The sequence below is a fragment of the Maricaulis parjimensis genome (genome assembly GCF_016817355.1).
Taxonomy (GTDB): domain Bacteria; phylum Pseudomonadota; class Alphaproteobacteria; order Caulobacterales; family Maricaulaceae; genus Maricaulis; species Maricaulis parjimensis.
Genome location: NZ_JADOTT010000001.1, coordinates 662651 through 677796, shown reverse-complemented (window position 1 = coordinate 677796; position 15146 = coordinate 662651). Strand labels below are relative to the sequence as shown.

The 15146-nt window shown below is 64.2% G+C and carries 15 protein-coding genes; 8 read left to right on the top strand and 7 right to left on the bottom strand.

Features of this window, described 5'->3' with window-relative positions:
- The first annotated feature begins 32 nt into the window (after positions 1 to 32).
- The 7 genes from I0K07_RS03105 to I0K07_RS03075 all read left to right on the top strand — a co-directional run bounded on the left by I0K07_RS03105 (position 33) and on the right by I0K07_RS03075 (position 6127).
- Entirely contained in the window at positions 33 to 602 is a 570-nt protein-coding gene (locus I0K07_RS03105; RefSeq protein WP_420828476.1) for a nicotinate-nucleotide adenylyltransferase, read from the top strand.
- 52 nt (positions 603 to 654) lie between these two features.
- On the top strand, positions 655 to 1086 hold the full coding sequence (rsfS, locus tag I0K07_RS03100) for a ribosome silencing factor (protein WP_203291211.1): 432 nt from the start codon (positions 655 to 657) through the stop codon (positions 1084 to 1086).
- Positions 1087 to 1108: 22 nt separating this feature from the next.
- Positions 1109 to 1579 carry a 23S rRNA (pseudouridine(1915)-N(3))-methyltransferase RlmH gene (gene rlmH, locus I0K07_RS03095; RefSeq protein WP_203291201.1) on the top strand — a complete coding sequence of 157 codons (471 nt, stop codon included), beginning with the start codon at positions 1109 to 1111 and terminating at the stop codon, positions 1577 to 1579.
- A 31-nt stretch (positions 1580 to 1610) separates the two neighbouring features.
- Entirely contained in the window at positions 1611 to 2831 is a 1221-nt protein-coding gene (locus I0K07_RS03090) for a murein hydrolase activator EnvC family protein (RefSeq protein WP_203291200.1), read from the top strand.
- 31 nt (positions 2832 to 2862) lie between these two features.
- Complete coding sequence (locus I0K07_RS03085) at positions 2863 to 4176, top strand: S41 family peptidase (RefSeq protein WP_203291199.1); 1314 nt, start codon at positions 2863 to 2865, stop codon at positions 4174 to 4176.
- Positions 4177 to 4295: 119 nt separating this feature from the next.
- On the top strand, positions 4296 to 5630 hold the full coding sequence (locus tag I0K07_RS03080; RefSeq protein WP_203291198.1) for a divergent polysaccharide deacetylase family protein: 1335 nt from the start codon (positions 4296 to 4298) through the stop codon (positions 5628 to 5630).
- Positions 5630 to 6127 carry an RNA pyrophosphohydrolase gene (locus I0K07_RS03075; RefSeq protein WP_238934388.1) on the top strand — a complete coding sequence of 166 codons (498 nt, stop codon included), beginning with the start codon at positions 5630 to 5632 and terminating at the stop codon, positions 6125 to 6127. Before I0K07_RS03080 ends, I0K07_RS03075 begins: the two co-directional genes overlap by 1 nt.
- 63 nt (positions 6128 to 6190) lie before the next feature.
- Here I0K07_RS03075 and I0K07_RS03070 read toward each other — a convergent pair whose 3' ends face one another.
- The 5 genes from I0K07_RS03070 to I0K07_RS03050 are packed head-to-tail and all read right to left on the bottom strand — an operon-like array spanning position 6191 to position 11131.
- Positions 6191 to 6592 carry a F0F1 ATP synthase subunit epsilon gene (locus tag I0K07_RS03070; protein WP_203291197.1) on the bottom strand — a complete coding sequence of 134 codons (402 nt, stop codon included), beginning with the start codon at positions 6590 to 6592 and terminating at the stop codon, positions 6191 to 6193.
- Between the two features lie 31 nt (positions 6593 to 6623).
- Positions 6624 to 8063: a F0F1 ATP synthase subunit beta gene (gene atpD / locus I0K07_RS03065; protein WP_203291196.1), complete on the bottom strand. Its 1440-nt coding sequence runs from the start codon at positions 8061 to 8063 to the stop codon at positions 6624 to 6626.
- Between the two features lie 19 nt (positions 8064 to 8082).
- Positions 8083 to 8970 carry a F0F1 ATP synthase subunit gamma gene (locus tag I0K07_RS03060; protein ID WP_203291195.1) on the bottom strand — a complete coding sequence of 296 codons (888 nt, stop codon included), beginning with the start codon at positions 8968 to 8970 and terminating at the stop codon, positions 8083 to 8085.
- Positions 8971 to 9003: 33 nt separating this feature from the next.
- Positions 9004 to 10536: a F0F1 ATP synthase subunit alpha gene (gene atpA, locus I0K07_RS03055; RefSeq protein ID WP_203291194.1), complete on the bottom strand. Its 1533-nt coding sequence runs from the start codon at positions 10534 to 10536 to the stop codon at positions 9004 to 9006.
- Positions 10537 to 10540: 4 nt separating this feature from the next.
- Positions 10541 to 11131: a F0F1 ATP synthase subunit delta gene (locus I0K07_RS03050; protein ID WP_338041013.1), complete on the bottom strand. Its 591-nt coding sequence runs from the start codon at positions 11129 to 11131 to the stop codon at positions 10541 to 10543.
- Between the two features lie 252 nt (positions 11132 to 11383).
- Between I0K07_RS03050 and I0K07_RS03045 the strand changes: the two genes are divergently transcribed.
- Positions 11384 to 12103: an NUDIX hydrolase gene (locus I0K07_RS03045; protein ID WP_203291193.1), complete on the top strand. Its 720-nt coding sequence runs from the start codon at positions 11384 to 11386 to the stop codon at positions 12101 to 12103.
- Here the strand turns inward: I0K07_RS03045 and I0K07_RS03040 are convergent.
- Together I0K07_RS03040 and I0K07_RS03035 are read right to left on the bottom strand one after the other, a co-directional pair.
- Positions 12100 to 12825 carry a TerC family protein gene (locus tag I0K07_RS03040; RefSeq protein ID WP_203291192.1) on the bottom strand — a complete coding sequence of 242 codons (726 nt, stop codon included), beginning with the start codon at positions 12823 to 12825 and terminating at the stop codon, positions 12100 to 12102. The two genes, I0K07_RS03045 and I0K07_RS03040, sit on opposite strands and share 4 nt — an antisense overlap.
- A 17-nt stretch (positions 12826 to 12842) precedes the next feature.
- The gene (locus I0K07_RS03035) at positions 12843 to 15011 is read right to left on the bottom strand and encodes a primosomal protein N' (RefSeq protein ID WP_203291191.1); all 2169 of its coding nucleotides are present in this window, start codon (positions 15009 to 15011) and stop codon (positions 12843 to 12845) included.
- Positions 15012 to 15146 lie beyond the last annotated feature (135 nt).

The window sequence follows — 15146 nt, the reverse complement described above, 5'->3', positions numbered from 1 at the left end:
CAGCCCTGCGTTCGGAATCCCTGTCGGCCGGTCTGCGGGTCGGCCTTCTCGGCGGGACATTCGACCCGCCCCATGCCGGGCATTTGCACGCCGCCCGGACCGCGATGCGCCGGCTGCAATTGGACCGGGTCTGGTGGCTGGTCTCGCCGCAGAACCCGCTCAAGCCGCGCCGAGCCAGTGATCTGGAACGCCGGATGAGCCTGGTGGCCGATCTGGCTCGAGAGCCGGGCATGGTCGTCTCGGATATCGAAGCCCGCATCGGGACGACACGGACCATCGATCTGCTTCACCATTTTAAAACGCACAAGCCAGGCGTGAAATTCGTCTGGCTGATGGGAGCGGACAATCTGGCCAGCATTCATCGCTGGGCCCATTGGCAAGGGGTGTTTGCCGCCTATCCGGTCGCCGTTATTGCACGGCCCACCGATGCCGTACGAGCCCGCCTCTCTCCGGCTGCCCGCTATTTCGCCCATTCCCGCATTCCCGAGAGCGAAGCCGCCATCCTGCCCGAGCTCGAGGCTCCGGCCTGGACCTATCTGACAGCACGGCTTCATCCGCACGCCTCATCCGATATTCGGCGCACCCAGCGGCAAAGCCGCTGAACACGTCTCGTCGGATGCGGCAAAGCGTGCTATAGCTTGTTTATTGTTTTGGATGTCAGAGAGGACACCAGCCCTGTCTACGGAATTATCGCCCCGCAAGGAGCAGGAGTCGGCCGCCGCCGTTCGCGTCACCGGTGATGATACACATGTCGAAGAACTGGAAGCCCTGGTTCTCGATTCACTGGAAGACGACAAGGCCGAAGACATCGTCGCGATTGATCTTCGCGGCAAATCATCCGTCACCGATATCATGATCGTCGCCTCCGGGCGGTCGGCCCGGCACGTCAACGCGCTGGCCGATCATCTTGTGCGCAAGCTCAAGGAAAACGGGTCCGGCAAGGCCCGTGTGGAAGGCATGCAGACCTGTGACTGGGTATTGATCGATGCCGGTGACGTCATCGTCCACCTGTTCCGCCCGGAAGTCCGCACTTTCTACAATCTGGAAAAGATGTGGTCGGTCGAACCGGAAGCCACGGCGTCCTGACGCCCGCTTCCGGACCGGACCTGTGAAACTGCGTATCGCCGCGCTCAGCCGGATCAAGTCCGGCCCCGAGCGTGAGCTGGTCGACACTTATATGGATCGCTGTACCGCCACGGGCCGTCCCATCGGCCTGGGCCCGCTCAGCGAGACCGAGATCGACAATCGCGCCCTCAAGACATCCAGCGATGAAAGCCGCGCCCTCGCTCAGACCCTGGAGCCGGGTGCCAAGCTGGTCCTGCTCGATGAACGCGGTAAGGCCCTGTCCTCGCGCCAGCTCGCCAGCCAGCTGGAACGCTGGCGCGATGAGGGTGCCCGCGAGGCGGTTTTCTGCATTGGTGGGGCTGACGGCCATGATCGCAGCGTCCTGCCTCAACCCGATCTCATGCTCGCCTTCGGGCCGGCCGTATGGCCGCACAAACTCGTCCGCGTCATGCTGGCCGAACAGCTCTATCGCGGCGTCTCGATTTTGGCAGGCGCGCCCTATCATCGTGATTGAGCGTTAACCGGCCCCGCACTAGCCTGATTTCATGCTCAGCCTGTTCGCTGCCCTCCTGCTGGTCCAGACCCAGCCGACTCCGCCCCCGGATCCGGAAGAGGCCGCGCGACTGGAACAGGAAGAACAACAGGCTGAGGAACGCGCCGCCGCCATTCGCCGCCAGGCCGAGGACATGGCCCGTGAGATTGCTCTCATGCAGCGCCAGCTCGTCGATCTGGGTCAGCGGGTCGGTGACAGCGAAAACGCCGCCCTGCAAACCGAACAGCGCCTGTCCGAGCTGGAAGCCGAGGAAAGCGTGCTCGTGGCGCGCCTCAGCGAGGACCGCGAAGCGCTAATTGCGCTTCTGGCCGCCATCCAGCGGATCGAAAGCCAGGCCCCGCCGGCCATTCTCGCCGCTCCCGGCGATGCCGCCGATGCGGCCCGCGCCGCCAGCCTGATGGCGGATGTCGCCCCGGCCCTGCGTGAACGCGCCGACGCGCTGGCGATCGAGCTGGAGCATTTGCGCGCTGTCCGCGCCGACATTGAATCGGAACAGACCCGCCTGGCCGCCACGGAAGACACACTTGCCGCCCAGCGCCTGGAGCTGGAAGTCCTGATTGCAGAACGCCGGGCGCTGGAGGCGCGCCGCCGCAATGAAGCGGTGGAATTGCTCGAGGTCGCCTGGTCAGCAGGTCAACGGGCCCGGTCCATTCGCAGCCTGATCGGGGAATTGTCCCGCATGGCCGAGGTCCAGCCCAATCTGAATCCGCGACGGCTGGAAATCTCCGACGCCATTCCGGCACCGCGTATGCGGCCCCCGCGGGAAATGGTGGCGGCCCGGGCGCCCTCGGCACCCTTGCAGACACTGCGCTTTGCTGATGCGCGGGGCCGACTTCAATCACCGGCCAGCGGTGAGATCACGCGGCGTTTCGGGCATGTGGCCGAAGATGGCACACGGTCTGACGGAATTTTCATTCGGACACGGCCTAGAGCGCAGGTAGTCTCACCTTTCGATGCCCGCGTGGAGTTTGCGGGACCGTTCAACACGTACGGCGGTCTCTTGATACTGAATGTCGGGGATGACTACTATATCGTGCTGGCAGGCATGGCGGTGACCTACGCCTCCGTCGGCCAGAGCGTTTTGGCAGGGGAACCTGTCGGTGCCATGCCGGATCAGTCTCAACCGGCACCAGATTTGTATCTGGAACTGCGACGAGACGGTGATGCGATCGATCCGGCCCCTTGGATCCGGACAGGCGCAGAGGCCGGTTAAGGATTATCGCGCTCAAAGGACGCGAGTACGCATGCGTATCAATGTCTTCGCTTCCATGGTTGCCTTTGCTGTCGGCGCCGTGGCCATTGCGGTGTCTGCCGAGGGTAGCCAGGAAGACCGGACGGAAACCTTCCGCCAGCTGGAACTCTTCGGGGATGTCCTCAGCCGGATCGAGGCGGACTATGTGTCCGATACCGACCAGGCCGAGCTGATCGAAGCCGCAATCGAAGGCATGCTGACCTCGCTTGATCCGCACTCGACCTATCACAGTCCGGACAGTTACGAAGACCTGCGCGTCTCGACGCGCGGCGAGTATGGCGGTCTGGGCATGGAAGTGACCCGCCGCGATGATTTCATCACCGTGGTCTCGCCGATCAGCGAAACCCCGGCCGAACGCGCCGGCCTGCGAACCAATGACCGCATCATTGCCGTTGATGGCGACAGCATTATCGGCGTCTCGGTGGATGAAGCCGTCGAAATGATGCGCGGTGCCGTCGGAGAACCGGTCACCATCACGATTTCCCGCGAAGGCGATGATCCGTTCGACGTCACCCTGGTGCGCGACACGATCCCGCTGCGCACGGTGGCCACGCGCATCGAGGACGGCGTGCCTTACATGCGCATTGCCGGCTTCAATGAACGCACGACGGAAATGGTGCATGAGGGCCTGACCGAGCTGCAAAACGAATACGGCGCGGAACTGCCGGGCCTGATCATCGACATGCGCTATAATCCGGGCGGTCTGCTGGACCAGGCCATTGGCGTCACCGATGTCTTCCTGGACGGTGGCGAAGTGGTTTCCACCCGCACCCGCGATCCGCGCGAAACCCAACGCTATAATGCGCGCCCGGGTGACCGCCTGAATGGCGCCCCGATCGTGGTGCTGATCAATGAAGGGTCCGCGAGCGCGGCCGAGATTGTCGCCGGTGCCCTGCAGGACCGCGAACGTGCCGAGCTGATCGGCATGACGAGCTTCGGCAAGGGTTCGGTCCAGACCATCATCCCGCTGCGTGGCGGCCGTGACGGCGCCCTGCGCCTGACAACGGGCCGGTACTACACGCCGGCAGGCCGCTCCATCCAGGCAACCGGCATCATTCCGGACATCCAGATTTCCTCCTGGGCTCTGGAGGATGAAGATCCGGAACACAGCGCTCCGCAAATCTCGTCGGAGGCCGATCTTCCCGGCGCCCTTGAGAATGAAAACGGCGCCCATCGTGAGGAAACCGATATTGCCGCTGTGGAACAGCCGCCGGCCGACTGGGCCGAGGATGAGGACTACCAGCTCAGCCGCGCCAAGGAGATCCTCCGCTCGATGATGGAAAGCCAGCAGGCCGCCCTGCAGTAAGGCGACAAATCACCAAACGGCGTTAACCGTTTCTTTCAGGCACTCCGGCATGCTGGGGGGTGAGAGGGTGTGTCCGCTTCGGACACACCAACACGCCAACCCGTTCAGGCTTTGCCGCGATGCCGACCGCCGTTCTTCGACACGCCCAGCCCCTGCTGACTGTGCGCGCCCCGCTGATTGCCGGGATCGCCACTGCGGGCCTGCTTGCTCTGGCCATCGGTGGAATTGCCCTGTTTGGCGAGCCCAATACACAGCTTCCAACCGCGAGCGGCCGGTTCGATCCGGCCCCGGTAATCACCGCCGAGGCCGGTCACGGCGAAACGGCGGGCCATGAAACCGCGGGCGCGCCCATCCGCTTCCTGGAGCCGGAAGCCGAAGAGGAAATCACCCTGGACGGCGTCCATGACGGGTTTGAAGCCCCGGCACCGGCCCAAGGCTCTGATCCGGCGGATGCCGAAGCGCGCCACGCCGCAACGACACCGCCCGTTCCGGCCGCCAATCCAAACGCGCTGGCCCGCGCGCCCATGGCCGGTTTGACCGAGCCCGGGCCCGGCGGTCCCCTGCCGCGCATCGCGCCGGACGGAACCCGTCCGTCCCGCGCCTATGCCCGACCCTTCCATGGCGATCCGGGCGCTCCGACCATCGCCGTCGTGATCGGCGGAATGGGTCTGAACGCCGCCGTGACGCAAGCCGCCATTGATGAGCTGCCGCCGGAAGTCGCGCTCTCCTTTGCGCCCTACACACGCGACCTGCAGGACTGGATCAACCGTGCGCGCGCGGCTGGCCACGAAGTCCTGATCGAAGCGCCAATGGAGCCCTTCGACTATCCCAATAATGATCCGGGTCCGCACACCCTGCTGGCCGACGGATCGGCTGAAGAAAATGCCCGCCGCCTGGCCTGGGTGCTCAGCCGTGCCACCGGATATTTCGGTGTCACCAATTATCTCGGCGCCCGTTTCTCGGCTTCGCCGGGTGCGCTGGGCGACGTGTTTGGCCAGCTCGAACAACGCGGCGTCGCCTTCCTGCATGATGGCGCCGGCCGCCGCTCGACCATTGAGGGCGCTGCCCGGTCCGCGGATCTGGAATACGCCATTGCCGACCGCATCCTGGACGAGGATCTCAGCCCCGACGCCATCGATGAGCGCCTGCTCGCCCTGGAGGCCCTCGCGCTCCAAAACGGCGCAGCCCTCGGTTCCGGCTTTGCCTATCCCGCCACGGTCGACCAGGTCCGCGACTGGACGGCCGGTCTGGACCTGCGCGGCTATCAATTGGCACCGCCCTCCGCCGTCATGGCCCGTCGCCGTCTTGAAGCGCGCCTGGCCGAAGAAGCCCGTGCTCATGAACCGCGCCAGGCCGAACCCAATCGCGCGCCGGTCCGCACCAATGTCGGCCCGCAGCATGGCGCTGGGTCGGCCGATGATGATCATGCGGCCCCAGCCTCGAGTGGCCACTGATGACGGGTGAAGACCCGTATCCGCACCACCGGCCGAATGTCGGCATCGCCCTCTTCAATCAGGACGGCCAGGTCTGGCTGGGACGCCGCGAAGGCACGCCTGGACCCTGGAATTGGCAATTGCCACAGGGCGGAATCGATGCCGGCGAGGACGCCCGTACCGCCGCTCTTCGAGAGCTGGAAGAGGAAACCGGCATCCCGGCCAAAGCCGTCGACATCATCGGCGAGATTCCCGGCTGGATCGCCTATGACTACCCACCGGATGTCCGCGAGGACCCGCGCTTCCACAAAAAGCGTCATCTGGGCCAGAAACAACGCTGGTTCGCCCTGCGTTTTCACGGCAGCGAGTGTGATATCGATCTCGCCAGCCATGCCGAGGTCGAATTCGATGCCTGGCGCTGGGGCGAGCTGGCCGAAATCCCCGGCCTGATCATCCCCTGGAAACGGGCGGTCTATGAGCAGGTGGTGGACGCGTTCAAACACGTCGCCAAAGCCTGACCCGAAAACAAAAAGGCCGCCCCCGAAGGAGCGGCCTCTTCTGTGTCATTTATCGCGAAAAGACTAGTTCGCGAGAACCGCCTGCATCGCCTCATACTTGGCGACCAGGGCTTCAGCATGCTCGCGCTCTTCTTCGTCCTTGGCCGTCGCCACATCTTCGCGGGCGTCGGACAGGTCCTGGGCCAGCTTGTCAGCGTCGATATCCGCCACCGCGATGGCTTCTTCGGCGAGGATGGTCAGACCGGCGGGCGTCACCTCGGCGAAACCGCCATGGATGAAGGTGCGCTCGGTCGAACCGTCATTCAGGACCGCAATCGCGCCCGGGCGGATGACGGACATGAAGGGGGCATGGTTCGGCAGGACGCCGAAATCACCCTCTTCACCCGGCACGACCACCTGGTCGACATCGCCCGCGAACAGGCGGCGCTCCGGAGAGACGAGATCGAAATGGAGTTTGTCAGCCATCAGGCAGTGCTCCGGTTAGACCGGAAGCTGCTTACGCAGCTTCCGCGGCCAGTTTCTCGGCCTTCTTCACAGCATCTTCGATCGTGCCGACCATGTAGAATGCCGCTTCCGGCAGGTGGTCGTATTCACCGTCGCAGATCGCCTTGAAGCCCTTCACGGTTTCCGCGACCGGCACCTGGATGCCCGGGAAGCCGGTGAAGATTTCAGCCACGTCGAACGGCTGGGACAGGAAGCGCTCGACCTTACGGGCGCGGGCCACGACCAGCTTGTCTTCTTCAGACAGCTCGTCCATGCCCAGGATCGCGATGATGTCCTGCAGGGCCTTGTAGCGCTGAAGGATTTCCTGAACGCGGCGGGCGGTGGCGTAGTGCTCTTCGCCAACGATGCGCGGTTCCAGGATACGCGAGGTGGAGTCCAGCGGGTCCACGGCCGGGTAGATACCCTTTTCCGAGATGGCACGGTTCAGAACCGTGGTCGCATCCAGGTGGGCGAAGGTGGTCGCCGGGGCCGGGTCGGTCAGGTCATCGGCCGGCACGTAAACGGCCTGCACCGAGGTGATCGAACCCTTGGTCGTGGAGGTGATGCGTTCCTGCAGCGCACCCATGTCGGTGGCCAGGGTCGGCTGGTAACCCACGGCGGACGGGATACGGCCCAGCAGGGCGGACACTTCGGCGCCGGCCTGCGTGAAGCGGAAGATGTTATCCACGAAGAACAGGACGTCCTTGCCTTCCTCGTCGCGGAAATATTCCGCCTGGGCGAGACCGGACAGGGCGACGCGGGCACGCGCGCCCGGCGGCTCGTTCATCTGGCCGAAGACGAGGGCGCAACGCGAACCTTCGGTGGAACCGTCGTTTTCCTTCGGATCCTTGTTCACGCCGGATTCGATCATTTCCCAGTACAGGTCGTTACCCTCACGGGTCCGCTCACCCACACCGGCGAAGACCGAGTAGCCGCCGAACATCTTGGCGATATTGTTGATCAGCTCCTGGATCAGAACCGTCTTGCCGACGCCGGCGCCGCCGAACAGGCCGATCTTGCCGCCCTTGGCGTACGGGCAGAGCAGGTCAACGACCTTGATACCCGTCGGCAGGATTTCAGCCGCCGTGGCCTGCTCGTCGAAGGACGGGGCCGGACGGTGGATCGGAGCGCGCTGCGTGTAGGACACGTCGCCGGCTTCGTCGATGGCTTCACCCGTGACCGACATGATGCGGCCGAGCGTGCCCGGGCCAACCGGAACCGTGATCGGCGAACCGGTATCGGTCACCGCGGTGCCGCGCTGGAGGCCTTCGGTGGCGTCCATGGCGATCGTACGGACAGTGTTCTCGCCGAGGTGCTGGGCAACCTCGAGGACGAGCGTCTTGCCGTCATTGGTGGTTTCCAGGGCGTTGAGGATGTCCGGCAGACCGCCTTCGAATTCAACGTCCACAACAGCGCCCGTGACTTGGGCAATGCGGCCTTTAAGAGTGCTCATAGCGGGTCTTTCCTCTCGCCTAGAGGGCCTCGGCGCCGGAGATGATTTCAGTCAACTCCGTGGTGATCTGCGCCTGACGCGTGCGGTTATAAACAAGGTTCAGTTTGTCGATGAGTTCGCCGGCATTGCGCGTGGCGTTGTCCATCGCAGCCATTTTCGCGCCCATCTCGCCAGCGACATTTTCCAGCAGGGCTGAAAGAATGACGGTGTCGGCATAACGCGGCAGAAGCGTGTTCAGGATGACTTCCTCATCCGGCTCCGCTTCATAGACAGCACCGGCCAGGTCCGGACGCTCGACACCTTCGTCGATGGCATCCTTGGCCGGGATCAGGACTTTAGCGCGCGGCTTCTGCGAGATCACGGATTCGAATTCCGCAGACACCAGTTCGCAAACGTCGAATTCGCCGTTCTCGAACATGAAGCGGATTTTCTCGCCGACCTTGCCGGAGGTGGCACCGGTAATCGTCTTTTCGCCGGACAGGTCCATGCGCTCGACAATCAGTTTGGCGAACTGGCGCTTGAGCTGGTCGCCGCCCTTCTTGCCGACACAGATCAGTTTCACGTCCTTGCCTTCGGCCTGGAGCGTGGTGATCCGTTCGCGGGCCTTCTTCACGATATTCGTGTTGAAGCCGCCGCACAGGCCCCGGTCTGCCGTCATGACGACGAGCAGATAGGTGTCCGTCTTGCCGGTGCCCACCAGGAGCGGCGAGGCTCCGGGGGTGCCGGCCATGGCGGTGGAGAGGTTGGCCATCACCGCCGCCATGCGCTGGGCATAGGGACGGGCAGCCTCTGCCGCTTCCTGCGCACGGCGCAGTTTAGCGGCAGCAACCATCTGCATCGCCTTGGTGATCTTCTGCGTCGACTTGACGCTTTCGATCCGGTTTTTGAGATCCTTAAGGCTGGCCATTCGGCTCTCCTTGGCGGTTGGTCCCGATCAGGTTCACGCGAAGTGTTCGGTGAACTTTTCGAGGGCCGCCTTCAGCTTGCCTTCGGAGTCGTCGGTCAGTTTCTTTTCGTCGCGGATCGAGGTCAGAAGCGCGGCGTGCTCGGCGTGCAGGTGACGCAGCAGGTCAGCTTCGAAACGGCCGACATCAGCGGTCGGAACGCCATCGAGATAACCACGCGTACCGGCATAGATCACGCAGACCTGTTCTTCCATCGACAGCGGCGAGAATTGCGGCTGCTTCAGAAGCTCGGTCAGGCGCTGGCCACGGCTCAGCAGTTTTTGCGTCGCGGCGTCGAGGTCGGAACCGAACTGGGCAAAGGCCGCCATTTCGCGGTACTGGGCCAGTTCACCCTTCATCTTGCCGGCAACCTGCTTCATCGCTTTCGTCTGGGCGGCAGAGCCCACGCGCGACACGGACAGGCCGACGTTCACGGCCGGGCGGATGCCCTGGTAGAACAGGTCGGTTTCCAGGAAGATCTGACCGTCGGTAATCGAGATCACGTTGGTCGGGATGTAGGCCGACACGTCATTGGCCTGGGTTTCGATGACCGGCAGAGCCGTCAGGGAACCATTGCCATTGTCGTCGTTCAGCTTGGCGGCGCGCTCCAGCAGACGGGAGTGCAGGTAGAACACGTCACCCGGATAAGCTTCGCGGCCCGGCGGGCGACGCAGCAGCAGGGACATCTGGCGATAGGCGACGGCCTGCTTGGACAGATCATCATACACGATCAGGGCGTGCATGCCGTTATCGCGGAAGTATTCGCCCATGGCGCAGGCGGTGAACGGCGCCAGGAACTGCATCGGGGCCGGATCGGACGCGGTCGCCGCAACGACGATCGTGTAGTCCAGGGCACCGTTTTCTTCCAGCACCTTCACGATCTGGGCGACCGTGGAGCGCTTCTGGCCGACAGCGACATAGATGCAGTAGAGCTTGGCGCTCTCATCATCGCCTTCGTTGATGGCCTTCTGGTTCAGGATGGTGTCCAGCGCAATCGCGGTCTTGCCGGTCTGGCGGTCACCAATGATCAGTTCGCGCTGGCCACGGCCAACCGGGATCATGGCGTCGATCGCCTTGATGCCCGTTGCCATCGGCTCGTGCACGGATTTCCGCGGGATGATGCCCGGGGCCTTCACGTCGACGCGGCGGCGCTCGGCGACGTCGGTCAGCGGACCCTTGCCGTCGATCGGCTCACCCAGACCGTCAACAACGCGGCCCAGCAGGCCCTTGCCGACGGAGGTGTCCACGATGGAACCCAGACGCTTGACGGTGTCGCCTTCCTTGATGCCCCGGTCATCGCCGAAGATCACGCAGCCGACATTGTCGCGCTCGAGGTTCAGGGCCATGCCCTTGATGCCGCCCGGGAACTCGACGAGCTCACCGGCCTTCACCTCATCGAGGCCATAGACACGGGCGATACCGTCACCGACGGACAGCACGCTACCAACGTCCGAAACTTTCGCTTCGGAGCCGTAATTCTTGATTTGATCCTTGAGGATCGCAGAGATTTCTGCGGCACGGATGTCCATGGACCTAGGCCTCTTTCATCGCGGTCTTCATCCCATCCAGCTTGGTGCGGAGGGAGGAGTCGAACATGCGGGAGCCGACCTTCACGATCAGCCCGCCCATCAATTCAGGCCGCACATCCGTGCGGACCTCGATTTCGCGCCCGAAGGCACCCTTCAGCGAAGCCGCCAGGGCCTCGGTCTGTTTCTTGGTCAGCGGGGCAGCTGTCTGCACATCCGCCGTCACCACACCGCGGTCGGCAGCGGCCAGCGCAGCGAAGACGCTCGCGACCTTGCCCAGATCACCGGCGCGACCATTGCGCGCGGCAACACCGAAAGTGTTGGTGGTCAATTCATTGAACTTGGCTTTCTCCGCCAGCGCCATCAGGACAGAAATCTTGTCCTCGGCGGCATGAAGCGGCGAAGCCAGCGCCCCGGCCAGTTCGGGGGAGGAATCGAGCATCGCGCGGAAGGCCGTAAGGTCAGCCTCCACCGCATCTGCGGCACCCGAAGATTTGGCCAGCTCGAACAGGGCGGTCGCATAGCGACCGGCTGCGTGGGCTGTCATGGCGTCTGCACCGGTGTTCACCGTGACGTCACTCTCTAGTTGGATCGGCACCTGGGCTCATCGGGACGATGCAAGTGCTTGTTATTCAACGACTTTGTTAAACCCGAATTTTGTGCTGCGGCGCACGCCCCTCAAGGTTCGGCGCTGCGATAGCACAGGGGGGAGCGGGCAGCAAGCCAGATAGGCGGACGGATTCAGCGCACGGACCAATCCCGGAGCGCCCGGTCCCGGCGCCCCAACCACTAAAGCACATTTGACTTATAACACTTTAGATAATAACAAATGTATCATAAGGAGAGCGCCATGCCCGCCACCGCCCGCGACATCCGTCGCCACGACCAGCCCGCCCTCGCCGTCGATCTCGTCATCATGACCATCGAGAAAGGCCTCATCCTGACCCTGCTCCAGAAGCGCGAAGATACCGGCAAGGTTGGCGGGACCCATGGCCTGCCTGGCAGCATTCTCCGCATCGATGAGACTCTGGACCAATGCGCCCATCGCATCCTGCGAACCAAGACCGGCATTGATGACGCCTTTTTCGAGCAATTGAGGACGTTCAGCGCCCTGGAACGCGATCCGCGCGGCCGCGTCGTCTCCGTCGCCTACTTCGCTCTGGTACCGCATGAAATCTTCCAGCGCGCCGTGAAGTCCCACCATTCACTGGAAGCGGGCGTCGTCCAGTATCTCGGCCTGGACGATGAAGGCCCCGCCGCTGCCATCCGTACCCTCAAGGACAGTCCGCTCCGCATGGCCTTCGACCATGGCCGCATCATCGCCGCCACAGTCCAGCGCCTGCGCGGCAAGCTGGATTATTCCGGGGTGGGTTTTGAGCTCCTGCCCGCCCAGTTCACCCTGCGCGACCTGCAAGACATCCACGAAACCATTCTCGCGGAAACCCTTTCAAAGCCCGCTTTCCGCAAGAAAATGCGCGACCGCGGTCTCGTCCGCCCCACTGGCAAACGCGAACGCGGCAAGGCCTTCCGTCCTGCGGAACTCTATGAACGGGCAAGGAGCGGGGGCTAGCCCGCCTTCCCCGAACGCCGCGCCTTCTTCGCCAAAATGTTCAGCACTTCCACGAAAAGCGAGAAGGCGATGGCAAAGTAGAGATATCCGCGCGGGATATGGAAGCCGATCCCGTCAGCCACCAGCGCCACACCGATCAGGAGCAGGAAGGACAGGGCCAGCATTTTCGTGGTCGGGTGCCGGGCGATGAAATCGGCCACGCTGGACGAGGCCCACAACATGATGGCCATGGCGATGCTCACGGCCGCGATCATCACCGGCAAATGGTCCGTCATCCCGACCGCCGTGATCACGCTGTCCAGCGAGAAGACGATATCGATGGCCACGATCTGGGCCACGACCATGCCGAAGGTCGCCGCCACGCGCCCCTCCTGATGATCCTCCTCGCCCTCAACCGAGTGGTGGATTTCCAGCGTGCCCTTGCCCAGCAGGAAAAGGCCGCCCCCCATTAGGATCAGGTCGCGCCAGGACACATCATGCGCCAGCACGGTGAAGACCGGCGCTTCCAGATGCGCAATCCAGACCAGGCCGAACAGCATGATCACCCGGAATACCAGCGCCAGACCCAGCCCTAATGCCCGCGCCCTGGCCTGCTGATCCTCGGGCAGACGCCCGGCCATCAGCGCCACGAAGATCACATTGTCGATCCCCAGCACGATCTCCAGGAAGGTGAGGGTCAGAAGCGACATCAGCACTTCCGGCGAGGTCAGGAATTCAAGCATGAGCAGTCCGGTCCGGATCAGATGAAGGAATAGGGCTCGACATCAATGGAAACACGAACCGAGCTGGGTGTCTTCACCCGGCTGGCCCAACTTCGAAGATAGGCAGAGATGTCGATCGTCTTGTCGGCTCGGACGAGGAGGCGGCGGCGGTGCCAGCCGCGGACCATGGCACGCGGCGGTTCGGCCGGCCCCCAGATCTCCACCCCATCCGTCACCGGTGCCGCCGCAGCCCAGGCGTTGGCCGCCGCTTCCACATTGGCCGGGTCCTGGGACATCAGCCCGATCGCGGCAAGACGTCCGAAGGGCGGCAGGCCCAGCATTTCCCGGGCGGCGAATTCCATGTCGAGGAAGGCATCGCGATCCCCCGCCACCAGGGCCTGGATCGCGTCATGTTCCGGCTGGTGGGTCTGCAGCAGGGCCCGGCCCGGCCGCTCCGCCCGCCCAGCGCGGCCCGCCACCTGGACCAGGGTCTGATAGGTCCGCTCCCCGGCCCGCGGATCGCCACCGGCCAGGCCCAGATCCGCATCGATCACGCCCACCAGGGTCAGATTGGGGAAGTTGTGGCCCTTCGCGGCGATCTGCGTGCCGACCAGAATGTCGATCTCGCCCTTTTCCATCGCCGCCACGATCTCCGCCCCGCGCTGGCTGTCGGAGGAATAGATCTCCACCCGCGCATCCGGAAAGCGCCGCTTGGCCTCTTCGGCCACACGCTCCACACCCGGACCGACACTGGTCAGACTGTCCTCCGCCCCGCACGCTGGACAGGTTTTCGGCTTGGGCATGGAAAAGCCCGTCACATGGCAAACCAGCCGGCCGGTATATTTGTGCTCGACGAGATAGGACTGCGTGTCCGGCGACACCATGCGATGCCCGCAGGCCCGGCACAGGACCAGAGGCGCATAGCCGCGCCGGTTGAGATAGAGCAGGCTCTGCTCGCCCCGCGCATAGGTCTCCGCCACCGCCCTCACCAGGGGCGGCGACATCCAGTGGCCGGCCTCCGCCGGGTTTTCACGCAGATCAATCGTCTCGATCTCCGGCAGGATGGCCGTACCGGGCCGCGCCGCCAGTCGCACATGGACATAACGTCCCGCCTGCGCATTCGCGAGGCTCTCCAAAGAGGGGGTTGCCGAAGCCAGCACCACGACCGCCCCGTCCAGCTTGGCCCGCACCAGGGCCAGATCGCGCGCCTGATAGGCCAGCCCCTCATCCTGCTTGTAGGTGGGATCATGCTCCTCATCGACCACGATCATGCGCAGCGAACGGAAAGGCAGGAAGAGCGCCGAGCGCGCACCCACCACGATCCGCGCCCGCCCCTCGGCCACTTCGCGCCAGGCCCGGCGGCGGTTCTTCGGGCCGGCCGCGGAATGCCATAGCGCCGGTTCACAGCCGAAGCGTTTCTTGAAGCGCGACAGCACCGCCTCGGTCAGGGCGATTTCCGGCAGCATGATCAGGAGCTGCGCATCCTTGTCCTGGCGCAGCACCTCGGCGACCGCCTCGAAATAGACCTCGGTCTTGCCCGACCCCGTCACCCCGTCCAGCAGGGCAGCCTGGAAACCGCCGGCCCGTACCAGGCGCCGCAACACGCCGGAGGCCTCCGCCTGCATGGCGGTCAGCTCCACCCCCTCCATTTCCGGGTCCGGCCGGTCATAGGGCGGGTCCACATCCCGTGTGATCGCCGTCAGGGCACCGGACTTGGCGAGCCCCTTCACCACAGAGGCCGTCACCCCGGCCTCGCGTGCAATATCCGCAGCTGACGCTTCCCCCAGCGCCTGGACGGCATCGAGAACCCGTTGGCGGGCTTCCGTCATCCGGTCCGGCGCACCCGTACCGATCCGGTAAACGGTTTCGACCGGCGAAGGTTTGAGCGCATCATTGGACCGCAGAACAGAGCGCAGGATGATACCCGGCGGCTGCACCAGATAGCGCGCCAGCCAATCCACGAAACGCCGCGTGCCCTCAGGCAGCGGCGGACCACCGGTTGCCGCTTCAACCGGTTTGAGTTTTTTGCGGTCGGGGTCGCCCGGCTTGATCGCCCAGACCACGCCACGCGCCGACCGCTTGCCCAGCGGTGCCAGAACATGATCGCCCGGCGCCAGCTCGACACCTTCCGGGATCACATAGTCGAAGGCTTCCGGCAGAGGCAGCGGAAACAGGATGGCAGCGATGGGGCGCACGGCCTCTGTCATGGGCGGGTGGTGTCCTGGTCAGGGGCGAAACTTAGCCAGCGCCGCCCCCATGCGCCAAGCCTGCGCGCAGAACCGCCCTGTGGATTTGCCAAGCGCGCCGCGAATGCGCGACAAAAGGGGTGATTCGACACCGGG